This is a genomic window from Streptomyces sp. NPDC044002 (assembly GCF_056434525.1).
Map to the genome: position 1 here is coordinate 44,780 of NZ_JBWKEZ010000044.1, position 21,951 is coordinate 66,730.

Annotated in this window: 19 protein-coding genes; 8 read left to right on the forward strand and 11 right to left on the reverse strand. The window is 71.8% G+C overall.

Going from position 1 to position 21,951, the window contains the following annotated elements:
* Nucleotides 1-345 precede the first annotated feature (345 nt).
* Nucleotides 346-501, forward strand: coding sequence for a hypothetical protein (locus AC07A6_RS28070; RefSeq protein WP_478778992.1), 156 nt, complete (start codon nt 346-348; stop codon nt 499-501).
* 411 nt (nt 502-912) lie between these two features.
* Nucleotides 913-2,391: an MFS transporter gene (locus AC07A6_RS28075; protein ID WP_478778993.1), complete on the forward strand. Its 1,479-nt coding sequence runs from the start codon at nt 913-915 to the stop codon at nt 2,389-2,391.
* Between the two features lie 493 nt (nt 2,392-2,884).
* Here the strand turns inward: AC07A6_RS28075 and AC07A6_RS28080 are convergent, their stop codons facing one another.
* The gene (locus tag AC07A6_RS28080; RefSeq protein WP_478778994.1) at nt 2,885-3,718 is read right to left on the reverse strand and encodes a helix-turn-helix transcriptional regulator; all 834 of its coding nucleotides are present in this window, start codon (nt 3,716-3,718) and stop codon (nt 2,885-2,887) included.
* Nucleotides 3,719-3,801: 83 nt separating this feature from the next.
* On the opposite strand from AC07A6_RS28080, the gene ilvD reads away from it, so the two are divergent.
* A complete protein-coding gene (gene ilvD / locus AC07A6_RS28085; protein ID WP_478778995.1) occupies nt 3,802-5,655 on the forward strand; it encodes a dihydroxy-acid dehydratase in 1,854 nt (617 codons plus the stop codon).
* A gap of 3 nt (nt 5,656-5,658) precedes the next feature.
* Here ilvD and AC07A6_RS28090 read toward each other — a convergent pair whose 3' ends face one another.
* On the reverse strand, nt 5,659-5,865 hold the full coding sequence (locus AC07A6_RS28090; protein WP_478778996.1) for a hypothetical protein: 207 nt from the start codon (nt 5,863-5,865) through the stop codon (nt 5,659-5,661).
* A gap of 455 nt (nt 5,866-6,320) precedes the next feature.
* On the opposite strand from AC07A6_RS28090, the gene AC07A6_RS28095 reads away from it, so the two are divergent.
* The gene (locus tag AC07A6_RS28095) at nt 6,321-7,748 is read left to right on the forward strand and encodes a vanadium-dependent haloperoxidase (RefSeq protein ID WP_478778997.1); all 1,428 of its coding nucleotides are present in this window, start codon (nt 6,321-6,323) and stop codon (nt 7,746-7,748) included.
* 660 nt (nt 7,749-8,408) lie between these two features.
* Nucleotides 8,409-8,846: a hypothetical protein gene (locus AC07A6_RS28100; RefSeq protein WP_478778998.1), complete on the forward strand. Its 438-nt coding sequence runs from the start codon at nt 8,409-8,411 to the stop codon at nt 8,844-8,846.
* A gap of 76 nt (nt 8,847-8,922) precedes the next feature.
* On the opposite strand, the gene AC07A6_RS28105 is transcribed toward AC07A6_RS28100, so the two are convergent.
* From AC07A6_RS28105 to AC07A6_RS28135, 7 genes are all read right to left on the reverse strand, one after another.
* Complete coding sequence (locus AC07A6_RS28105) at nt 8,923-11,988, reverse strand: ALF repeat-containing protein (RefSeq protein ID WP_478778999.1); 3,066 nt, start codon at nt 11,986-11,988, stop codon at nt 8,923-8,925.
* A gap of 78 nt (nt 11,989-12,066) precedes the next feature.
* Nucleotides 12,067-12,540 (reverse strand): SRPBCC family protein, encoded by a 474-nt coding sequence (locus AC07A6_RS28110; protein WP_478779000.1) that lies wholly within the window; start codon nt 12,538-12,540, stop codon nt 12,067-12,069.
* 2 nt (nt 12,541-12,542) lie between these two features.
* Complete coding sequence (locus tag AC07A6_RS28115) at nt 12,543-12,953, reverse strand: ArsR/SmtB family transcription factor (protein WP_478779001.1); 411 nt, start codon at nt 12,951-12,953, stop codon at nt 12,543-12,545.
* A complete protein-coding gene (locus tag AC07A6_RS28120) occupies nt 12,950-13,396 on the reverse strand; it encodes an SRPBCC domain-containing protein (RefSeq protein WP_478779002.1) in 447 nt (148 codons plus the stop codon). The genes AC07A6_RS28115 and AC07A6_RS28120 overlap by 4 nt, the downstream gene beginning before the upstream one ends.
* Before the next feature lie 104 nt (nt 13,397-13,500).
* A complete protein-coding gene (locus AC07A6_RS28125) occupies nt 13,501-14,826 on the reverse strand; it encodes an FAD-dependent oxidoreductase (RefSeq protein WP_478779003.1) in 1,326 nt (441 codons plus the stop codon).
* Complete coding sequence (locus tag AC07A6_RS28130) at nt 14,823-15,785, reverse strand: prenyltransferase (protein WP_478779004.1); 963 nt, start codon at nt 15,783-15,785, stop codon at nt 14,823-14,825. Before AC07A6_RS28130 ends, AC07A6_RS28125 begins: the two co-directional genes overlap by 4 nt.
* Before the next feature lie 5 nt (nt 15,786-15,790).
* Nucleotides 15,791-16,552 (reverse strand): methyltransferase domain-containing protein, encoded by a 762-nt coding sequence (locus AC07A6_RS28135; RefSeq protein ID WP_478779005.1) that lies wholly within the window; start codon nt 16,550-16,552, stop codon nt 15,791-15,793.
* A gap of 471 nt (nt 16,553-17,023) precedes the next feature.
* Between AC07A6_RS28135 and AC07A6_RS28140 the strand changes: the two genes are divergently transcribed.
* The 3 genes from AC07A6_RS28140 (at nt 17,024) to AC07A6_RS28150 (ending at nt 19,736) form a co-directional block, all read left to right on the forward strand.
* Nucleotides 17,024-17,608 carry a hypothetical protein gene (locus AC07A6_RS28140; RefSeq protein ID WP_478779006.1) on the forward strand — a complete coding sequence of 195 codons (585 nt, stop codon included), beginning with the start codon at nt 17,024-17,026 and terminating at the stop codon, nt 17,606-17,608.
* Nucleotides 17,609-17,933: 325 nt separating this feature from the next.
* Nucleotides 17,934-19,070 carry a polyprenyl synthetase family protein gene (locus AC07A6_RS28145; RefSeq protein WP_478779007.1) on the forward strand — a complete coding sequence of 379 codons (1,137 nt, stop codon included), beginning with the start codon at nt 17,934-17,936 and terminating at the stop codon, nt 19,068-19,070.
* A 354-nt stretch (nt 19,071-19,424) separates the two neighbouring features.
* Entirely contained in the window at nt 19,425-19,736 is a 312-nt protein-coding gene (locus AC07A6_RS28150; RefSeq protein ID WP_478779008.1) for a hypothetical protein, read from the forward strand.
* A 20-nt stretch (nt 19,737-19,756) separates the two neighbouring features.
* On the opposite strand, the gene AC07A6_RS28155 is transcribed toward AC07A6_RS28150, so the two are convergent.
* Nucleotides 19,757-20,866 (reverse strand): oxygenase MpaB family protein, encoded by a 1,110-nt coding sequence (locus tag AC07A6_RS28155; protein ID WP_478779020.1) that lies wholly within the window; start codon nt 20,864-20,866, stop codon nt 19,757-19,759.
* Between the two features lie 212 nt (nt 20,867-21,078).
* Nucleotides 21,079-21,948, reverse strand: coding sequence for a geranyl diphosphate 2-C-methyltransferase (locus AC07A6_RS28160; protein WP_478779009.1), 870 nt, complete (start codon nt 21,946-21,948; stop codon nt 21,079-21,081).
* Nucleotides 21,949-21,951: the final 3 nt, after the last annotated feature.

Consider the following 21,951-nt stretch of genomic DNA (forward strand, 5'->3'; position numbering starts at 1 on the left):
CACAGCAGCCGTTCCTGAAGGTCTGACAGCGGTACCCGCCCCCACGGGTCTTCCACAGGGATCAAGGTCCGTACTCCGGCGTCCGGGAAGCGTTGTTGCCGGCGGACGGCGACCTCGCGGGCGTCAAGCGGCTGCAGTTCAATGCCTGCGAGGGCGACCGAGTCGCGGTGGACGCCGAGGGCGTGACGGCCACCGGGCCCCCGCCGGGCGGCCCGGTCAGGCTGGCTGCGGAGCACTGCGGATCTGCGGAGGGTGATCGGGATGGTGCTGCGGCCGCCGAGGCGCTTCCGGACGCGGCCGTGCTGCGGACGGGGGTGGTGCATGAGCACAAGCGGGAGCCACCGGTTGATCTTGTTCACCCCGGCCGGGCTGGGCGGGCGGGTGCTGCTCCAGACCCGGCGTGGGTCCCCCGCTCAGGACCGGTGGCCGGACTACGCCGAGCGCCGTGCCCGCCTTGAGGACCTGTTCGCGGAGCACGGGCTGACGGAGCCGTGGAGCTGATCGAAGGCCGGGCTGCTGTGCCCCGCATCCGTTCGGTCATCGAGCTGGACACCATCCCGTTTCCGAGAACCCGGTATCTGACGTGCGAGGGAACCCGGGGCTGTCGTACCGTGGGAACGTTGCCGCGCCGGCGCTTCCGGCGGCGACGACCGAACTTCCCGTCCGTGTTGATCTTGAGGTGACTTCCTATAGCCCAGGCCATGTAGCCGTCCGTGTTCCCCACGTGCTGAGTTGTCGCACGTGTGCGGGGGCGGGCGTCGCGCTGGTCTGAGTTGCGTCACCCTCCCCTCGCGGTCTTCCGTCTTCCCCGGGTGCAGCTCTGCCGTCTGCCCCCGGGTTCTGGTGTTCTCCACCCCTGGTGCGGTTGTCGGCAGAGCTCCCCGGTCCCTGTGGATCAGGAGCTTTCCCGTCGTGTCTTCCTCCGCGCTCGGCAACGAGTCCGAGCACATCACCCAGTCCTCGAAGGACCCGGCATCCCGGCATCCGAGAACGGCCCTGGCGGCCCGGATCGCTCTCCTGGTGCTGCTGACCGCCGAGCTCATGGACATCCTGGACCAGTCGGTCGTGCTGACCGCGCTGCCCGCGATCCAGGAGTCGACCGGCGCCGGACCGGCCCCGTTGCAGTGGCTGACCACCGGCTACTCGCTGCCGGTCGCCATCGGGCTGATCACCGGCGGGCGTCTCGGCGACCTCTACGGCCGGCGCAGGCTCCTCCTCACCGGGACCGTCGTGTTCACCACGGCCTCCCTGCTGTGCGGCCTGGCCATCGGCCCCGGCGTGCTGATCGGTGCCCGCGCCCTCCAGGGCGCGGGAGTGGCCCTGATGGTCCCGCAGATCCTGGCCACTCTCCACGTCACCTTCGAGGTCCGGAACCGCAGCAAAGCCTTCGGCCTGTACGGGGCGGTCCTCTCCATCGCCAGCGTTCTGGGCCCGGTGCTGGGCGGCCTGGTCACCGAGGCCGACCTGCTCGGACTGTCCTGGCGGCCGATCTTCCTGATCAACGTGCCCATCGGCCTCGCCGTGATCCTTCTGGGGCGCGGGTTCGTCCCCGAGTCGAGCGAGAGGAAGGCCGACCGGCCCGACCTGGCCGGCATGGCGCTGTCCGCACTGGCCATCGTGCTGATCGTCTTCCCCCTCGGTGAGGGTCACCTCCTCCACTGGCCGCTGTGGATCTCCGGCCTGCTCGCCGCCGGTCTCCTCACGCTGGTTGCGTTCCTGCGCCACCAGTGGTGCAAGCAGGACAACGCTCCCCTCCTGCCGCTGTCCCTCTTCCAGGGCAGGCAGTTCTCCGGCGGCACGGCCGCGCAGTTGATGCACGGTCTGCTGTGCGGGCTGTTCTTCATGACCTGGACCCTCTACCTCCAGCGCGGACTGGGCATGAGTCCCCTCGACGCGGCCCTGGCCTTCGTCCTGCTCTCCATCGGAGAGCTGGCCGGAGCGACGATCGCGGCGAAGAGCGCCGGACGCTTCGCCCGCCGCCTCCCACAGACCGGTGTCCTCATCACGATCGCCGCGACGGCCGGCTACGGACTCCAGATCGCCGCAGGCCAGGCGAGCCTGACCCTGCTGGGGATGAGCGCCCCCGTGGTACTGATCGGGTTCGGCCTCGGCATGGTCAGCGGCCCTCTCGCCGACATGACGCTCGCCAAGGTCCCGCACGACAACGCCGGGGCCGCCTCGGGGCTGTTCAACACCGCTTTCCACCTCGGCGTCGCCCTGGGCACCGCCCTGACCGCGCTGGTGTTCTTCGCCACCACAGGCGGCTCCCCCGACGCCGGACTCAACCGCGACGCGTTCACCACCGTACTGTGGTGGGTCGCCGGCCTCCTCGCCCTGATGTGGGCCCTGATGTTCTGCCTGCCCAAGAGGACGGACGACCAGGCCGGCTGAGCCCCTCCCCGTACCGGCCTTCCCCCGGCTGCCCGAGGAGGCCCTGACGGCGGCCGGCCCGGCTGTTGATGCCATCGTGGTGGTCTGCGTGTTCGTCGTCGAACCAGTAGTCGCCGAAGGCAAGGCATGGGAACGAGTGCGCGCTGCCCGGGCTGCTCACCCGGCCGGTGGCAACGCCCGGCGGGTGTGTGGGCGGCGTCGCGCCGGTGGGCATCCGCCCCAGGGCCCTACGGTGCGCGGACCGGCGAGAGGGAGACCCGCGTGCAGGAGCCATAGGACGGCGAGGACGGCGAGGACGGCGGCGAACGCATCGAGGTCGAGGTCGACGTCCGCGGCAGCGTCACCGTGGTCCGCGCCCACGGGGAGATGGCCATCGTCCGCGCCCCAGCCTTCCGCCAGGCCCTCCACGACGCACTCACGCCGCCGGGCACCGCCGTGAACAGCGGCTGCGAGGACCCGCACGCGGGCTGGTCGCCGTGCCGCGTGAACGACGTCAGGTCCGGCCCATGGCGTCAGACGTCCGGCCGTCGTTCGTCCGTGCCGGGGTGTAGACAACCACGTGCAGGTCGGGGTGGTCGGCAGGTGCCAGACGGTGGTGCTCGAAGTGCTGTACCCCCGCGATCGGATGGTTGAAGACGCGCAGCCGCGAGGCGAAGCCCTCGATGTGGTGGTCCTGCCAGGCCTCTCTGAAGACCTCGCTCGCCACGAGCAGGCGCTGGATGGCGGGGGAGTGAGCGAGATCGCCGAGCCGGGGCCCGGCCTCGGCCCGGAACTCGGCGAGGAAGCGACGGCTCGTCACCTCCCAGTCCGGCAGCAGATCACGGACGTAGGGATCGGTGAACACCAGCCACAGCAGGTTCCGCTCCTGCGGGGGGACGGTGGACACGTTCGGATACAGGTCGAGGTACGCCGAGTTCCAGCCGGTGATCGTCCAGTCGGGGGCGATGGCGTACGCAGGGAATCCGGCCAGTGCGTCGAGCAGCCGCTGCACATGCCCGGGCGCGGTGTGGGAAGCCGGTTCGGGGGACTTGGCGGAGGGGGCGTACCCGGCCAGGGACAGCACGTAGTCGTGCTCGGTGGGGGTCAGAAGCAGCGTGCGGGCGAGGGCGTCCAGGACGGCCCGGGACGGCTGGATGTCACGCCCCTGCTCCAGCCACGCGTACCACGTGGCGCTGACCTGGGAGAGCGTGGCGACCTCCTCGCGGCGCAGGCCGCCGCGGCGACGGGGCCCGGCCGGAGGCAGGCCGACCGCTGTCGGGTCGAGGCGGGTGCGCCGGGCGCGCAGGAAGTCGCCCAGTTCATTTCGTCGCTCCACCGCTGTTCCCATGTGCTCAGGATATGTACTGGTAGTGGGAGTGATAGCAGTCAGGGCGTCTTCGCGCCGTGCCCGTGCGCCGCCAGGATCGACGCATGCCTCACTTGAGATCCCGTACCGTCACCCATGGCCGGAACATGGCGGGGGCCCGCGCCCTGATGCGTGCCTCCGGTGTGCCCGGCGCGGACATCGGCGTCAAGCCGGTGGTCGCCGTGGCCAACAGCTTTGCCGAGTTCGTCCCCGGCCACACCCACCTCCAGCCGGTGGGCCGCATCGTCAGCGAGGCCGTCCGAGAAGCGGGCGGCATCGCACGGGAGTTCAACACCATCGCGATCGACGACGGCATCGCCATGGGCCACGCGGGGATGCTGTACTCGCTGCCCTCCAGGGAACTGATCGCCGACTCCGTTGAGTACATGGTCCAGGCGCACTGTGCGGACGCTCTGGTCTGCATCTCCAACTGCGACAAGATCACCCCGGGGATGCTGATGGCCGCACTGCGGCTGAACATCCCCACGGTGTTCGTCTCGGGCGGCCCGATGGAGGGCGGCCGGGCGGTGCTGTCGGGCGGCACGGTCCGCACCGGCCTGACCCTGGTCACCGCCATGTCCGAGGCGGTCGACCCTGACGTGTCCGATGCCGACCTGGCGGCCGTGGAGGAGTCGGCCTGCCCGACCTGCGGCTCGTGCGCCGGGATGTTCACGGCCAACTCCATGAACTGCCTCGTCGAGGCACTCGGGCTGGCCCTGCCCGGCAACGGAACCACCTTGGCAACCCACACCGCCCGCAGGGCCCTGTACGAGCGGGCCGGGCGGACGGTCGTGGAGCTGACCGAGCGGTACTACGGCAAGGACGACGCCACCGTGCTGCCCCGGGCGATCGCCTCCCGGGCGGCGTTCGACAACGCGATGGCCCTCGACCTGGCGATGGGCGGCTCCACCAACACCGTTCTGCACCTCCTCGCCGCCGCGCACGAGGCCCGGCTGGACTACGGCCTGGACGCCATGGAGGCGCGCTCGCGCGAGGTGCCGTGCCTGTGCAAGGTGGCCCCCAGCAGCGCGTACCTGATGGAGGACGTCCACCGGGCCGGCGGCATCCCCGCCCTCCTGGGCGAGCTGCACCGCGGCGGGCTGCTGCGCGAGGACGTCCACGCCGTCCACGCCGGTTCGCTCACGGAGTGGCTGTCCGACTGGGACGTCCGCGCCCCCTCCTGCTCCCCGGAGGCGACCGACCTCTTCCACGCAGCTCCGGGAGGTGCCCGCTCCGCGTCCGCCTTCTCCCAGTCGGCCCGCTGGGAATCGCTGGACCTGGACGCGGCTGCGGGCTGCATCCGCGACACCGCACACGCCTACTCGCCCGACGGCGGACTGGCCGTGCTGCGGGGCAATCTCGCTCCGGACGGGGCGGTGGTCAAGTCCGCCGGCGTCTCGGACGGCATGACCGTGTTCACGGGCGAAGCCCTGGTCACCGACTCCCAGGACGAGGCGGTGGAAGCGATCCTTTCCGGGCGGGTGACTCCGGGCAGCGTGCTGGTCATCCGCTACGAGGGCCCGCGGGGCGGTCCGGGGATGCAGGAAATGCTGTATCCGACGGCCTACCTCAAGGGCCGGGGCCTCGACCGGTCCGTGGCGGTCATCACCGACGGCCGGTACTCCGGCGGCAGTTCCGGTCTGGCCGTCGGCCACATCTCGCCCGAAGCCGCCGCCGGAGGCCCGCTGGCCCTTGTCGCCGACGGCGACCTGATCACCGTCGACATCCCGGCCCGGACGCTCCACCTCCAGGTGCCCGAGTCGGAGCTCGCCGCCCGTCGCGCCCACCGCGAGGGCGCGGGTGGCGCGGGCTACCGGCCATGCCGCCCCGAGCGACCCGTTTCGACGGCCCTGCGCGCCTACGCGGCTCTGGCCCGGTCAGCCGACACGGGCGCCGTCCGAGCCCTGCCTGCGGACTGACGCTCAACGCCCGACGGGGACCGGGGCGGACGCCGGGGTGGATGCCGGGACGGGAGTGACCTTGCGGATCTCGCGCAGGGTCCGCAGGCCGGTGATGACCGCCACGCCTACGTGCAGCTGGTCGGCGGCCCCCTGGACGGGCAGCTGCTCGACGTGACCGGCCGGGAACTGCAGGAGATCGTGGACGGGGCGCTGCTGATGTCCGCGCACGGTCGGTTCGGGCCCGGCGGCCGCTGCGACTAAGGAGGGGCGCGTGCATCTTCAGGAGGCCGTCAGCAGCGGCTCGATGCGGGCCTACTGGGGTGCCAGCCAACGGTACACATCAACCAACGATCGGATGATCTGAAGGAAACGGCCTGCCCCCCTTGCGGGTTCCCCGGCCCGCGATGTCCGCGCCTGTACGTGCGTTCGGGGGGCATGTGCGGCAGGACGGGGCGGGTGGGGCGGCCGGCTGGCTGCCGCGTCCTGCTGTCGGATCCCTCTGGATGTTGAGTCGTGACTGTCTCAACTGCGTCGGCGAGTTCCGGTCGATGGGTACGCGGGGTCGGCCATTCCGGCTCTCCGGTGCCGATTTGGCGTTCCCCAACCCGGTGCCGGCAGCCATGATCTCGCCGCCGCCGGCTGTCGGTGGTGATCCATCACCTGCCCACCACGGAGAGTTGGACATGTCCACGCGTTCCCGAAACATGCCCCGTCCTGTGCGGCACTGGCGCCGTGCCATGGCCGTCGCGGCCGTCCTGGCCGCGACCGGCACCGTGCTGGCCGCTGCCCCGCAGCCGGCGCAGGCGGCGCTGCCCCCGCAGACCATCGCCGATCCGGTGCACTACTGGAACGACGTCCTGCTGGAGGTCATACGCCGCGAGGGCGGCGGCCCCGGCCCGATGTCCAGGTCCGCGGCCATGCTGAACCTGGCGATGTATGACGCGGAGTCCTCCTACCAGCTGAAGTGGAAGGGCAAGATCACCTCCGAGCCCTACATCCACGCCGAGAAGTACGCCGGCTGGCTGGAGGGGCCGGACGAGGAGGAGCGGGTGGTCGGCCGCACCGCGTACAACGTCCTGCTCGGCCTCTACCCCGGCCAGACCCAGTACCTCGACGCGAGGTTCCGCGAACGCTTCGGCAGCGAGCCGACCGGCTTCGACATCCTGGACGCCACCGTCGTGAGCAAGATGGTGACCCAGATGCGCGATGCCCGGAACGGGGACGGCGCCGACAACGACCAGGTGTACGTCGGGGACAACAAGCCGGGGGCCTGGCGGCCCACCAGCTACCCCGACATGGCCGACCCCGGCTGCTCCCGGGACAGCCAGGCCGTGTCCCCGTTCTGGGGCCAGGTCAAGCCGTTCGCGCTGACCTCCGGTTCGCAGTTCCGGCCTCCCACACCGGGCCTGTACGGCACGTACGAGAAGCTGCTGGCCAGTGACGAGTACAAGCGGCAGGTCGAGGCGGTGCGGTCGGCCGGCGCCGACAAGCCCACCACCCGCACTCCGGTGGTCAACCGGACCGCGGACCAGGAGGCGGCCGCCTGGTTCTGGGCCAACGACGAGGACGGCACCTACAAGCCGCCGGGCCAGCTCCTGCAGGCCACACGCGAGATCGCCACCCAGCGCAAGCTCAACACGTACGAGAGCGCACGACTGTTCGCCCTGGTCTCCACCGCCATGGCGGACGCCGGCATCGCGGTCCGGGACGTGAAGTTCCTGACCCCGATCGACCTGTGGCGGCCGGTCTCCGCCATCCGCGAGGGCGGCCTCGACCCGGAATGGAAGCCGCTGCTGAAGACCCGGGCAGGAGTCAACGTCACCCCCTGCTTTCCGGCCTGGGCCTCCGGCCACGCCACCTTCGGCGCCGCCTGGGCGGGCGTGATGAAGCGCTACTTCGGCAGCGACAACATCGCCTTCACCATGACCACCGACGACCCGCAGTCCCCGGTCAAGTCTCGCTCTTTCACCAGCTTCAGCCAGGCGGCGCGCGAGGACGCCGACAGCCGGATCTGGCTGGGCGTGCACTTCCCCTGGGACGCGGAGGACGGCCTGACCCTCGGCGACAAGATCGCCAACCAGGTCTACACGACCAAGCTGCGCAGGCTCTAGCAAGGCGACGGGTCCGGCCGTCGACAGGCACGGACCGCGCGCCGAACCACCGCACCGCACGCCGGTGCGGCTTGCCCTGAAGGGTGCCGCATCGGCCTGCCTGCGTGGGCCAGGGGTCGGGGTGGAGCAAAGAGTTCACTGGAGTGCCTTGAGTGCGGTCAGGATGTCGGCTGGTTCGGCGCGGGTGGTCCATGCGGCCGGCGGCTCGCCGCCTGGACGTCCGCACGGAGGCTCGGTCAGGAGCCCGCCACGCTCACGGCCCCAGCTGTCGGCGACCGGCGAGGACCGGTCTCGGGCCGGTAGCCGCGGGCACGGGCAGGGAGGAACGCCGGGAGCGCTGCGGCGGCCGCCCAGGGGGCAGGGAGGTGACGTGCCGATGAAGATCCAGATCCTTTGAACCTTCCGGCCGCAGCACGAGGTGGAGCTGCCGGAGGTGCGGTGCGGTTGGGGCGCGGTGTGGCGGGGCCGCGGCGGTGAGCCGGTGCGCCGCCGACGCCGCCCGGTCGCTCGGGTTCAGGTGAGCCGGCGGCGCGGCCATCCGCAAGACGGACCCGGAACCCGTTCTTCCGGGGCAGGGAACGCCAGGTGGGCCGGTCGAAGAATGGAACGGGCGCACCGCGGAGTGCGCACCGAATCCCCGTCCCAGAAGGCAGGCCCCCCATGTCGAACCGCACGCGCACTATCGTCATAGCCGTCGTGGGCGTGGTGGCCGCCCTCGCCGTGGCGGTCCCCATCGGCATCAACGCGATGGAGAACGGGCTCGCGGGCCGGCACGACAAGTCCGACGCCTACGCCACGGGGCGCGAGGCGAAGGAAGCCCGCGCCTCGATGCCCCGCTGGCTGCCCGACGACGCCCGGCAGATCAAGTGGAACTGGAAGACCACCGGCTCCGAGCGGGTCCTGAAAGCGGAGCTCCCCTCGGCGGACCTTCCGAGGGGCTGCACGCCCGGCGAGCCCCGGCCGGCCCCCTCCGCCCCGGTCGTCAAGGCCGGCTGGTTCCCGGCGGACGCCCCCGCCAAGGCTGCCGCCACCTGCGAGGGCGGCTACTGGGCCTACCTCGACGGGACGGCCCTGTACGCCTGGAAGAACGACAAGTAGCGGCCGCCGGGGGACGAGGCAGCCTGCCCGGCCTCGTCCCGCACGTGCGGGACGACGCCGCGTCCACGGTTGCGTACTACAGCCACTCGTCAAGGAAGCTGATCACCGGCGCGGCGGCCGAGTGCAGGGCCGACGTGATGTTGGTGAGCAGTTTCTCGCCGCCCAGCTTCTTGATCAGCGCGGCCTGCCCGAAGGTGATGATGTGCAGGCCGGCCATGCCGAGGGCGTGCTGGAACTCGTGGCTCGTGAAGCCGTAGCCGATGCCGGTGAGCACCGCGGTGAGCTCGGAGAGCTGCACCGCGACGCCGTCGAGCACGATGGCGCCCGGTTCGAATCCGAAGACGGCGCAGCCGGCACCCGCCAGCCCGGCAGCCACGCTGCCCCACTCCGTCAGTTCGGCCAGTTCCCGCGCCGCCTCCTTGTACGCGGGGAGGGAGACGTTGTCGTTGTCGGCCGTGTCCGCCGGGTTCTTCCCGGCGGCCTTCGCCTCCTCCGCCGCCCTGGCGGCCGCGGCCACGATCTCCTGCAGCCGCTTGACCTTCTCGACGTCGTGGGCGACGCGCGCGGCCTCCGCCGCGGCGGCGACGTCGCCCCCCGTCTGCATCGCCTGGAGGTGCGAGAAGGCGGCCGCCGCCTGGGCGACGGCGACGGACTGGAACGTCTCCTGGGCGGACTGCAGGGCGCGGTTGGCCTCGTAGTTCGCGGTGCGCGCGGCGGTACGGGCCTTGGCGGCCGCCTGGTTCGCCCTGACGGCGGAGGCCCGGGCGTCACCGGCGGCCTTCTCGGCGGAGTCGGCGTACGTACCGGCCTGCTGTGCGGCGGTGGCGGCCCGCACGGCCGACTGCTTGGCCTGGTCCGCCCACTGCAGCGCCTCCGAGGCCGCGTTGCGGGCCCGGGCGGCCGCCTCCTGGGCCCGGGCGGCGTCCTCCTGCGCCTTGTGCGCGATCTTCGAGGCCGCCGCGATCGCACCCTGCACGCCGGCGATGTGGCACGCCGAGTCGAAGTCGAGCTGGGCCGTCTTGAACTGGACCCGGGCGACGAAGTTGCGGCGGGCCCACGACGGGCCCTCCAGGGCCGCCTGGGCATGGGCCTTGGTGTACGGGCCCGCGGTGTTCAGCAGCGCGGCCGTGGCCACCGCGTCGTCCTCGCGCTGCGCCGCCTCGAACCGGTCCGTGAAGAACCCGTACAGGGCGGCCGGCGTGGCGGCGTCCAGCGCCTCGTTCGCCGCCCGGGTCACCGCGCGGCCGGGGTTGGACGAGAGGAGGCGGGCGATCGCGACGCGGTACCCGGTGGCCGCGGCCTGGGCGGCGCCGGTGGTGAGGAAGTCGGTGGCCGCATGCGGGTCGCCGCTCGCCAACGCCCGGCTCGCGGCCGTCGCGACGTCCGCGCTGCTCGTACGGGCGACGTAGAGGGCCGTCTCCCGGTCGTCCTGCTGCTGGGCGATCCTGCGGTCGGCGTCGACCCAGACCCGGACGTCGGCGTCCGTGCCCGCCAGCGCGAACCGGGCGGCCTCGCGGGACCAGCTGCCCCGGGAGGTTCCCATCACGGCCACGGCCGCGCTCCGTCCGGCCGCCGCGGCCGTCGGATCCCCGCTCCTGAGGGCGGATTCGGCCCGTGTGATCAGGTCCTTCGTCCTCTGCTGGGTCTGCTGGTCCACGGTCCGGCGTCCCGCCAGCTCCGCCTTGCGCTCGTCCTCGGCCCGCGCGAGCAGGCGCATCTCCTCCACCGCCTGCAGGGTGTCGTGTTCCAGGCGCTGCCATTCGGCCTCACGGGCGGCCTTCTCGACCAGGACGGCCTGGTTGACCGCTTCGGTGGCCGTGTTCGCGGCCTTGGTGGCCTCGTCGGCGAACTCGGTGGACTTGTTGGCGTGGTCCACCGCCTGGCCGGCGCGCTGCACCGCCCAGTCGGCGGCGGCCGCGGCCTTCTCGGCGTGATCGGCGGCGCTGGCCGCCGCGGCGCGTGCGGTACGGGCCGCCAGGGCTGCGGCATCGGCAAGACGCGCCGCGTTTCCCGCGGCGTTGGTCGCGATCGCGGCCTGCGCGCCGGCGGTCTCGGCCTCCTTCCTGGCCTTCGCCGCCTCCTCGTTGGCCACCGGCAGCTGCTCGGCCGCCGCACGGGCCTCCTTCGCGGCCTCCGCCGCGTCACGTGCCGCCGTCTCCGCGTACCAGCTGGCGTTCTTGGACTGCGTCGACGCGTTCTCGGCGTGGCCCGCCGCCTCGGCGGCGGTGCGCGCCTGGGCGGCGAGGTCCCGGGCCGCCACGGCGGCGTCCTTGGCCTGCTGGACCATGGTGCTGTCGAGGGAGACGTCGATGGCCGACTTGCGGGCCCTCGCCGCGGCGCCGGCCGCGGCGGCCGCGGCCGCGCCCGCGGCGTTGGCGGCCGTGCCGGCCCGGCGGGAGGCCTGGACGGCGGCGTGGGAGGCGCCGATGGCCAGGCGCGAGGCGTCGGCGGCGTTGCGGGCGATCTGCCCGGCCTTGCGGGCCGCGGCGGCGGCCTTGGCGATGTCGCCCTCGGCCGCCCGGGCCTCCGCCGCGGCGATCCGTGCCGCCTCCTTGGCCTCGGCCGCTGCTGTCACCGCGCGGGCCGACGCCTCTTCGGCCTGCTTCGTCAGGGTGTCGGCCCGCTTGCCCTCGCGCTGGACGACCCCGACGAGTTCCTGGATCTTGGTGGCCTCCTGGTCGCGGGCCCGGGCGATGTGCTGGCCCGTGTCGAGGAACCACTCGATGTCCTCCGCGGTGCCGGATAGCGCGCGGTTGGCGTACTTCTGCACCTCGGGTCCGGCCTGGAAGGCGAGCTTGGAGACCTCGACGCGGGCGTCCTCGAGCCGTGCCGTGAACTGTCCGTCGGTGAGGAAGGAACCGAGCGCGTCCGTGGAGCCGTTGTTCAGCGCGGTGTTGCCCGCGCGATTGACGGCCTTGCCGCCCACCGCCATCACGGTGGTGGTGGCCACCCGGAGGTCCTCCAGCACGGCGGACTTGAAACCACCCCCGAGGAACGCGGCCACGGCCCCGTCCCCGGCGCCGAGCGCGGCGGTGGCGTCGCGCCGCGTGCCCTTGCCGGCCGCCGCCAACTGGGCGAGGACCGCGCCCCGGTTGTCGACGGCCGTGTCGGCGGCCAGCCGGCTGCTCAGGAAGGTGCGCACGTCGGAGTCCGTGCCGACGAGCGCGGCCTCCGCCGAGGCTCACCTGCGGGTCTCCGGGCTGCGGAGCTCGGCGGCCGGTCAGGCCGGGTGGTGGTCGGGAACGGCGTTGAGCTCGATGCCGTGTTCGAGGAGGGCCTTCATCGCGCACAGGGCGGTGGTGAACCCGCCGACCGTGTCGTTCACCCAGCGGACGGTGTCGTCCCCCGAGCCCCTGAACCCGGTCTCGGTGGCCTCGATGAAGGTGGCCCGTGGCGTGCGCTGGGTGAACTTCAGCTCTACCGTGGTCGGTTGTTCGTAGTTGCCCCACTCGAAGCGGATCAGTCGTCCCTCCTGAACCTCCAGGACCCGGACCTGGGCCGACGCCCCGTAGGTCTCCCAGTCCCAGCGGAGCTCGGCTCCTGCGGTCATGGGGCCGCTGCTCCTGCTGTACCAGAACCGGGACGTGACGGCCGGATCGGCGAAGGCCTCGAACGCCTGGGCGGCGGGACTGCGCACCACCATGCAGGCGTACGCGGCAGGGGGGTGTGTGAGGTGTCCGTTCTCCATGGGCATGATCATGCTCCTTGGCGGGGCTGTTCCCGCGGATGCGGCTCGTCGTGGTTGTTCGGGTCGGTCTGCGCTTCCCGCTCCAGCGTCTCGGCCACGTGCTTGAGGCGTGCCAGCCGGCGGTCCCACTCGGCGGCGAGCGAGGCCATCCACCGCGCTGTCGCGTCGAGCGCCGCGGGCCGCACCGTATAGCGGACCTCGCGCCCGACGCGGCCGCAGGCCACCAGCCCTGCGGAGTCCAGGACGGCGAGGTGCTTGACCACGGCCTGGCGGGAGACGGGAAGGTGACGGGCGAGCGTCGTCGCGGTGGCTTCGCCCTCGGCCGCGAGGAGTTCCAGCAGCCGGCGCCGCGTCGGGTCGGCGAGAGCCGCCAGGACGGTGTCGACCGCGCCGACACCGCCAGGCTGTTCGCCGCTCACGCGGAAGGCTGTTCGGCACGCGTCCTGAGCGCTTCGAGCTCCTGGCGCCAGCCTCCGGTGTTGTCCTCGGCCGCCTTGTCGCGCAGCTCCTGGGAGCAGGCCAGTGCCGAGAAGCCGCTCTCGACCACACGCAGTCGAGTCCGGTCGCCCTCCGGTGTCAGGAAGAACTCCACGAGAGTGCTGTTGTCCTCGCGCAGCGGCTCTCCGGGGAACGCGCTGGCCCACCGGTAGGCCAGATACGTGGGTGGTTCGGCCTTCTCCACCCGTACCGGGAAGTCCCCGTACTCCGGGTTCTTCACCACTGTCTCCTCGCCTTCCCCGGCCGGGGCGGCGGGCGGGCCCGCGTTGGCGGCCACCCAGAATCCGGGCTCGGCCACCAGCGGCCAGACCCTTTCGAGGGGCGCCTCGATCAGCGTTTCGCGTTCGATCCGGTCCTCGTTCACGAGGGGACTCCTTCGCTGTCGCCGAACCTAGTGCAACTCCAAGGTTGCACACCATGGGCGCTTTGTGCAACTGGAGAGTTGCGGTTTGATGTGGATCCGGCGCATCACCGGCCCCGTCTGAGCGCGGCGAGAACGACGCGCGGGCGCATGAGAGTGGTGGGCGGGTCGCTCAGACCCGCCACCCGGATCAGGGCGTCCGTGGCGGCGGAGTCGTGCGGTGCCGCCCCGTGCAGCCGGGTCACGTACGCGTTGCCCAGGCGGGCGGTGAGCGCGCGTACTCCCGTCCCTCCGGTGTGCTGCAGGTCTCTTGTGGTCGACAGGAACCACGGGCGGTTGACGATCTTGCCGACGTCCCTCATGAAGGCCCGCGAGTCCGGGTGGGTGCCGCGGCCGAGACGGGTGCGCAGGGCCATGACCTCCATCGCGGCCACGGTCATGCCCTGGCTGTAACTGGGGTTGAGGGTGCACACCGCGTCGCCGAGCAGGAGCAGCCGCTCGGGGAACCGGGGAAGCCGCTCGTAGCGTCTGCGTACGCTCGCCGGAATGCGGAAGGCGACGGGATCGGTCAGCGGTGTGGCGTCGCGGATCCGGTCGTACACGTCCGTGACGGGCAGGGACCTGCAGAACCGGAGGTATCCGTCCGGGTCGGCGGGCGGATGGTCCCCGAGGATGCCCGTGAGGGACAGGTAGTAGGTGTCCTCGTCGGCACGGCCGAAGACCGCCCCCCGCGGGTGGGCGGGTGAGGCGAGGCAGGTCAGGAACTGTGCGCCGTCGAGGGGCCGCGGGCTTCGGTACAGACGTGTGACGTAGGCGAGGCCGATGGCCATGCGCTCCTCGGGCGGCCGTTCGTAGCCCAACTGCTCGAGCCACACCGGTGTGCGCGACCCGCGGCCGCAGGTGTCGACGACCAGGTCGGCACCGAGGCTGAACTCGCCGGCGGCCCCTGCGGACGCTGAACGCAGTCGGACACCGGTCACCCGGCCGCGGCACGGCGTGGCCTCCAGTCCGGTCAGCTCGGTCCGTTCCAGGAAGGTGACGCCCGGCCGCGCGGCGACCCTGCCGCGGATGTGGTCCTCCAGCACGGGGCGCCGCGTGGTCACGGTCTGCAGCCCGGTCCGCGCGGCCCGGAACCGTTTGCCGTTGAAGTACCAGTGCTGCTCGCCCAGGTCTCCCATCGGAAACCGCGCCCGCCGGAGGTCGTCGAGGATGCCGGGGAACAGCTCCTCCAGGATCGTGCAGCCCCGGGCGTGGAGACCATGGGCGTGACCCGCGTGAGGGGTTCCGCGCCGTGGCTCCCGCACGCCGATGACCGCGTCGCGGTCGACGACGACGACCTCGCGGTAGAAGTCGGACAGCACCCGGGCCGCGAGCGTGCCGCTGATGCTGCCGCCGACCACGACGGCCCGGTCGCCGATCGTGCCGCCGGTCATGAGGAGCGCCCCAGGACCAGCGCGACGGCGAGGCCGGCGGAGCCGAGATCGATGGACAGCAACACCAGGAACCGGGCCGTGCGCAGTCGCCGCCGGTACACCCCGTACCAGAGCTGGACCAGGTGCAGGACGACGACCGGAGCGGAGAACACGAGCGCGCCGGGCCTCAGTGACGTCGTGCCGAACAGCATGGCCAGCAGCACCGCGTGCACCGCCACCAGCACGTGCAGTGCGACGGCGAACCACAGCGGGGGCATCATGACCGCGAGCGTCCTGCGGCCCACGGCCGCGTCGCCGGCCCGGTCGGAGGCATTGCCGTAGGACACGACCAGGAGCAGCCACAGTCCGAACAGCGCGCCCACCAGCAGCGCCTCGCGGCTGGCCGTTCCGGCGACGATCCAGTAGGGCGTGATCACGGTGCAGGCGCCGGTGACCAGGATCGAGGATTCGAGCCCCAACGGCCGGTAACTGAGCTTGATGCCGCACGAGTACTGGACGGCCAGGGCCTGTACGGCGAGTACGGCCACGATCGTCAGCGCGGGTACGCGCCAGCCCAGGATGCCGGCCCCCACCGGAATGGCGACGACACCGACGATCCCGGTGACGAGGGCGAATCCAACGGCCTGGGGCAGAGACAGCTCACCGGTGACCAGAGGCTTCCTGACCCGCGTCACCAGCGGCCTGCCCCGGTAGTTGCGCTCGTCACTGCCGTTCAGGTACCCGGTGACGTCGTCGGCGGCCGACGCGCTCCACTGCACTGCCAGGGTGGCGATCAGCACGCAGGCCAGGGCGAGCGCGTCCTGTCGGCCCGCGTCGCTGAGGAAGCCCTCCGAACGCAGCAGCAGGAGCCCCAGGAGCCAGCCGTAGACGTAGTGGTACATCCGTGCCTTGCCCAGCCTGAGGTAGCTGACGATCCTCGGCCGGGTACTGATCGGCGGGGCGACCGGTGGGGCGTACACGGGGATCACGCGACCTTCGCGCCACTGGCGCCGCTCGTGACCTCCAGCAGCTGGAACGTGACGGGAACGCCTCCCGCGTGGCGGGTCACCCGCCGTAGTTCGGTGACCCGCGCACCGGACGCCGCGACCAGCTCGTTCAGCCGGCCGGCGTCGCCGAGGCTGTTGAAACCCAGGAACATCCGGCCCGCGGACGTCAGTCGGCCCAGCCCCTCACGGAGATACCGGTCGTGCGCGGCGTAGCTGCGGTCGAAGATCGCGCGCTGTACCCGGCGGGTGTAGGCGAAGTCGTCCGGAGCGAAGACGACGTTGGAGTTCCAGAACACCAGGTCGAACTTCTCGCCCGCGGGCACGGCACCGTAGACGTCGCTGCGCAGGACCCGCATGCGATCGGCCACTCCGTGGCGGACCGCGTTGAGCGCGGTGTTGCGCACTGCTGTGGGGTTGATGTCAACCGCTGTGACCCGCGAGCACCCCCGCAGGGCGGCCATCACGGCTGTCACACCGGCACCACAGCCCACTTCCAGGAAGGTTCCCCCCACGGGAAACGGCAGCCACTCGGTGAACAAGGCCGTGGACGCCGTGTGGGTCGGGGCGAACACCTGGGGGAGGAGCTGCCACTGGAGCCCGGCCATCTCGAACTGCCGGGGCCGCGTTTCTTCGCCGTGCCGCTCCACCAGTTGCAGGCCGATCCGAAATGAATCGTCACCGGCCGCCGGCGAAACGGCGGAATCGATCAGAGAATGCGACACCAAAAATATCCTTGTCATGTGATCACGCGAAGAGGCCTGCCATAAGGGAATGGCCGTGACCTTACGCGCCCGGCGGAGGGGTGTATCCGCGGAACTGCCGCGCGGCCCGCCGGGAGCCACGCATGGCGACTTACGCCGACCGGGTGGTCCTCGACCCTTGCCGGACCCGCCGCCCGTCGGTACGGGACACGCCGCCACCCGGCCGCGCCACACTCGAACGAGTGACTCGCCCCCGCGTCGCCCCCGCGTCGCCCTCGCCATGCCCGACGGCGCGGCCCTCCGCACCCGACGGGCGCCCCATCGTCCGGAGGGTTCCGGAAAACCGATACGGCGGCAGACGTACTGCACTCCGATGCGTTCGACGTCGGCACCATTGAAATCAATTCACCCATTCGGCCTCCCAGGGTGAAGCTTCGATCTCCTATGGTGATCACCACCCCCCCCATTTCAACGATCGGAGTCCCCTTGCGTCGCCGTTATGCAATTTCTTTGGCCTGTGCCCTGCTCACGGTAAGCGCGGGCTCGTATGCCGTTGCCGCCGACGTACGGGTCGGCAGCGTCACGGGCGGGCACGTCGACTGCTTCCCCACCGAGACCATGACCGCCGTGCTCGGCGAACGGGGCATGACCGTCGAGGCCGCGGCCCCCGCCGATGCCCTTCCCGGCGGTGGCGTCCGCTTCGACGAGGTGTCCGGCTCGATGAGCTCGACCTTCCAGGGCAAGCTGGACATGCGGGGCGGCATCTCCCTGGTCGGCAAGGACGGGACCCGGCTCGACGTACTGGAGCTCTCCGGCGAGACCCCGCTGGGCGCCATGAGCGCGACACCGCGAACGACACGGCCGGGGCAGGCCCCGCAGGCGGGAGCACGGGCCGAGGTCGCGTACCCCCTGGTCCCCGGAAGCGTCAGTGGCCGGCCCACGAGCCTGACCACGTTCGAGGTCACGGTGGGATCCACGAACTTCGCGCTGAAGGAGGCCGGTGCCGCCCGGATCAACGATGCCTTCGGCACCACCCTCGCCAAGGACGCCACGTTCATGAAGTGCACGGCCACCCTTCAGGGCAGCCTGGGCTGACGCGGGAGCCGGTGAGAGGGCCCGGAGCGGGATTCGTCCACCCACGATGACACCCGCCCGGGCGCCGACCGCCGGACGCACGCTCCCGAGGCTCCCACGGCGCGCCGCCGCTCCTCTTCACCGGACGCCCGAGCGCCGACGGAGCGGTGGCGCGCCGAACGCCGTACGGGCGCGGACGCCGGCGGCCGGGGCGCGGGACGCCCCCCGGCAACTCCCGTGCTCCGCAGCCCTCCTCCACTGCCTTCACCGCCTCCGACAGCAGAACCAGTCGCCACTCCTTCGCCCGGGACAGAGGCCCCCCATGTGCCCCGCCAGCTTGCCCACCTTGCCGGAATCCTGCCGCGGCGCGCACGTGCCGCACCCGGACACCGACAGCGCCGCAGCAGTGGAAGCCGTCCTGACCACCTGGCTCTACGGCCGGCTGGCCGACGCGGAATCCCTCGACCCGGTGTTCTGCGACGAGGTCGCCCGTCCCCTGGCCGCCTTCGTACTGCGCGGCGGCAAACGGCTGAGGGCCTCCTTCGCCTGGTGGGGATGGCGTGCCGCGGGCCGCCCCGCGGAAGGCCCGGACGCCCGGGCCGCCCTGGAGGTCGCCGCCTCCTTGGAACTGCTCCAGGCAGCCGCCCTCGTCCACGACGACGTGATGGACCGCTCGGAACTCCGGCGAGGAGCCGCGGCGGTCCACGTCGACTTCGCCGCCCGCCACCGCTCCGAAGGAATGCGCGGCGATGCGGGCCACTTCGGCCTCGCCGGGGCGGTACTCGCCGGCGATCTCGCGCTGGTATGGGCCGAGGACCTGCTCGCCGAGGCCCGGCTCGACCATGACGCACGGAAGAGGATCCAGCCGCTGTGGCGGGCCATGCGCACCGAGATGGTCGCCGGCCAGTACCTTGACCTGCGCACCCAGGCGACCGCGCGCTTCTCCCCCGGACAGGCCCTGCGCGTGGCCACCCTCAAGACCGCCGCCTACACCGTGCAGCGCCCGCTGGGCATCGGTGCCGCACTGGCCGACGCCGATGAGGACACCCGGCGGCACGTGGAGGGAGCCGCTCGCAGCGCCGGAATCGCCTTCCAGCTCCGGGACGACCTCGCAGGTGTGTTCGGCGACCCGGCCCAGACCGGCAAACCGGCCGGGGAAGACGTCCGCGAGGGCAAACCCACCTACCTCGCCGCGATCGCCCTGCAACTCGCCGAGCACACCGGGAACCACCGGGCACTGCACGTCCTGCGACGTGCGCTCGGCGACCCGCACCTCACCCCGGACGGGCTGGAGGAGTACCGCCGGGCGGTGATCGGCGTCGGCGCACGCGACGCGGTGACCGAGTACATCGAAACGCTGGTGACGCACAGCGTCATCGACCTTTCCCGGGCACGACTGGACCCCCGCTCCGAAGACCGGCTCGCTCTCCTCTTCCGCGACGGCCAGGACACCGTGCGGTCGATGTCCCGGCCGCTCACGTAGTCACCCCCGGCCGCGGTCGGGGGTCGGCTCGCCGCTGTACCGGTACAGCGAGCACTCCGGAGGGCACGGTCTGTGGGACGCCGGCGGCCTGGGCTGCGAACCGGCCGCCTTCGTTCCCGCCCACGAGGCTCACCTGGCCGGACGCCGTACACGCTCCCGGACGGGACGCCCCGAGCGTGCCTGACGGTCAGGTCGTCCCGGTGCCCGCCTCCGGACTCACCCTGACCGAGCCCTCGATCGAGTGACCTTGACGGGTTCGAGGACTGGCTGGTCACCCGCGGCGGGGACTCGGTTCTGGTCGGTCCCGGCGCCGCGGGCTTCGCGTCGCCACCCCCACGACGACAAAGGCGGAGCATGAGCGGCGGCAGCACGGTCAAAACTGCAGAAGGCGGCTTGAGCGTCAGCCTTCCCGCCATCTCGGACAGGGTGAGCATCTTCCGCACGTATTACGTCGCCGCGTATGTCGACCGAAGCGGAGTCACCACCTCAGGAGAGAGGCAGGTCACCGGTACCACCCTCAAGAACGGTACGAGCGTGCTGGTCCCCGGATCTTTCAAGACAGGCGATGCCGTCTACCTGCAAGTCCATGTCAGCGAGAGCGACTCCGGCGAGGTTCTCTTCCACGAGCGCAGGCGCGAATGCAAGGTCGGCCCGGCGTCGACTTGAGCCGCACGGTGGACAGCGGGTCAGGCCGGCTGGGCCGGAGTGAGGCCGGTCGGCACCTGCCACTGGTAGCGACGGCCCCTGTTGGTCAGGAGCAGACCGCTCTTGAAGAGGGCGAGGCCGAGTTCGTTGGACGCCTTGGCGAGGAGGGGCACGGTGTCGCCGGCCTTGCCGTAGCCCAGGCTCAGTGGGGTCTGGGCGGCGAGGGCGAGCCGGGTGAGGTCGGCCGGGGGGACGGAGACGACGTCGGCGGCCTTGTCCCCGATGAGGTGGCGTACGAGGGCGGGGCCGATGCCGGCCGGCAGCGGGGCGGGCAGGACTTCACGGATGAACTTCAGCAGGTCCCTCGTCATCGCGGTGCCCGCTTCGGAGGGGCGCTGTCCGCGGCGCAGGATCGTGTCGGCCAGGGTGGAACCCTCCTCGTAGGAGGCGGGGTTGACGCTCTCCGCGACGCCGAGGACGTGGCCGATGATCCGCCACAGGTGGAAGAAGGCCTCTCTGTCCGGGGCGGGCAGCTCGACGCCGAGCAGCGCCAGCCCCCTGGGGATCGCGACGGAGAAACCCATCAGGGTGCCGGCGAGATCCTCCTGGTTGACGGGGAGGCCCCAGGAGGTGTCCCAGTCCTGGCTGCGGGAGAGGTGGTAGCGCATGGTGGCGTGCAGCAGCCGGATCTTCTGGGCCGAGCGCAGTCCCCGCGCGCCGGGGCCGAGGCTGCCGGGCTCCAGGACGTCGACCACGAACTGCGTGGTCTCCATGAGCCTTCGGAACACGCCCTGGGTCAGCCGGGTCGAGCGGTAGAGGACTTGTACGCCGTCGGCACAGCCGTAGCAGATGGGCAGGGTCCCGCACAGCAGGGTGGTGGCGATGTGCCCCTGGTACCGGCCGAGCAGTCCCTGCCCCCGGGCGACGAGCTCCGGGTCGGCCCAGTCGGGCAGGACCGAACTCATGGCGAAGTACTCCGCCAGCCTCGGGGGCACGTCACGCGGTACGGCCTCGCCGTTGCGGTCCAGCGCGAGCAGGGCGTCGCGGACCTGGTCCTGCCGGCCGAGGGCGTAGATCTCCTCGATCGCAGCGTCGGCCGGCCGGTCGCCGGCCTTCCGCAGCGGGTCCAGCAGGTCATCGGTCCACTGCATGACGGACACACGCGCCTCCTTCAGGTCGGCCGGCCGAGGGAGAGGCGAAGGGCCACGCCGCCGGCCGCCGTGCGATCACCGCCGGACACCCGTCCCCCTCGATCGCCCCTGTTCTAACGCCCTGAGGCCGCCCTGCCCAGCCCCGCCCACCCGAAGGACCGCGAGGTATCGATCCGCCCTCATCCGTACGCAGCAGCCGCACCGCCGCCGGATCAGCTGCGGTCGGCGGTGATGAGGAGGTAGTGGAAGCTGCCTTCCTTGTAGGCGGTCAGGAAGGCCTCCTCGATGCCGGTGGCGAGGTGTGACTGGGCGCGCAGTTCCCAGTAGGGGATGGTCAGCGCGGTGAGGTCGGTGACGGCGATGGGGACGAGCCCGTTGGCCGCGAGGGCCTTGAAGTAGTGGCTGCGGGGGTGGATGTTGCAGGTGTAGTGGCTGTCGATCCGGCTGACAGCGCTGGAGCGCAGCCCGGTGAGGTCGTTGGAGCAGCCGGTGACGCACACGTACCGGCCACCGACGGCCAAGACGCGGGCGAACTCGGCGAACACCTGCTCCAGGTCGACGTACATGGTGGTCTCGTTGGTCCACACCGCCTGCCGGGACGCGGTTTCCAGGCCGGTGTCGAGCATGTTGCGGAAGTGGAAGCGGACCTTCTCGCCCAGGCCGTGCTGCCGGGCCTGGGCGTTGGCGAAGTCGACCTGGTAGCGGGAGATGGACACCCCGTCGACCTCGCACCCGAAGCGGCGGTGGGCCATGAACGAGGTCCCGCCGCGGCCTGAACCCGCGTCGAGCAGGCGGTCCGCGGCGGTGAGCGGGCCGAGGTGGTCGAGCAGCAGGTCGGCCTGGGCGCTCTCCAGCCGGTGCAGTTCGCGTACGGTCCGTTCCTCGCGGTCAGTCCCGGTGGCGTCGAGGACGGCGGGGTCGTAGTCGCCTATGCCGTAGTGGTGGTGGTACAGCTCGTCGACTTCGCCGAGGGCCAGGTTGACGGCGTCGTGGACGTGGGTGTCCCAGTAGGCGGCGACCGCGCGCTGGTAGTCGGTGCGCAGCACGTCGGGCAGGGGCGCGGGGCGGGTCTGGGCGGTCATGGT

Bases quoted from the DNA above. Each gene is read 5' to 3' on its own strand.
- AC07A6_RS28150 (WP_478779008.1), top strand. From the start codon at position 19,425: ATGAGCGGCGGCAGCACGGTCAAAACTGCAGAAGGCGGCTTGAGCGTC.
- AC07A6_RS28095 (WP_478778997.1), top strand. From the start codon at position 6,321: ATGTCCACGCGTTCCCGAAACATGCCCCGTCCTGTGCGGCACTGGCGC.
- AC07A6_RS28110 (WP_478779000.1), bottom strand. From the start codon at position 12,540: ATGCCCATGGAGAACGGACACCTCACACACCCCCCTGCCGCGTACGCC.
- AC07A6_RS28135 (WP_478779005.1), bottom strand. From the start codon at position 16,552: ATGACAAGGATATTTTTGGTGTCGCATTCTCTGATCGATTCCGCCGTT.
- AC07A6_RS28125 (WP_478779003.1), bottom strand. From the start codon at position 14,826: ATGACCGGCGGCACGATCGGCGACCGGGCCGTCGTGGTCGGCGGCAGC.
- AC07A6_RS28100 (WP_478778998.1), top strand. From the start codon at position 8,409: ATGTCGAACCGCACGCGCACTATCGTCATAGCCGTCGTGGGCGTGGTG.
- AC07A6_RS28080 (WP_478778994.1), bottom strand. From the start codon at position 3,718: ATGGGAACAGCGGTGGAGCGACGAAATGAACTGGGCGACTTCCTGCGC.
- AC07A6_RS28160 (WP_478779009.1), bottom strand. From the start codon at position 21,948: ATGACCGCCCAGACCCGCCCCGCGCCCCTGCCCGACGTGCTGCGCACC.
- ilvD (WP_478778995.1), top strand. From the start codon at position 3,802: ATGCCTCACTTGAGATCCCGTACCGTCACCCATGGCCGGAACATGGCG.
- AC07A6_RS28155 (WP_478779020.1), bottom strand. From the start codon at position 20,866: ATGCAGTGGACCGATGACCTGCTGGACCCGCTGCGGAAGGCCGGCGAC.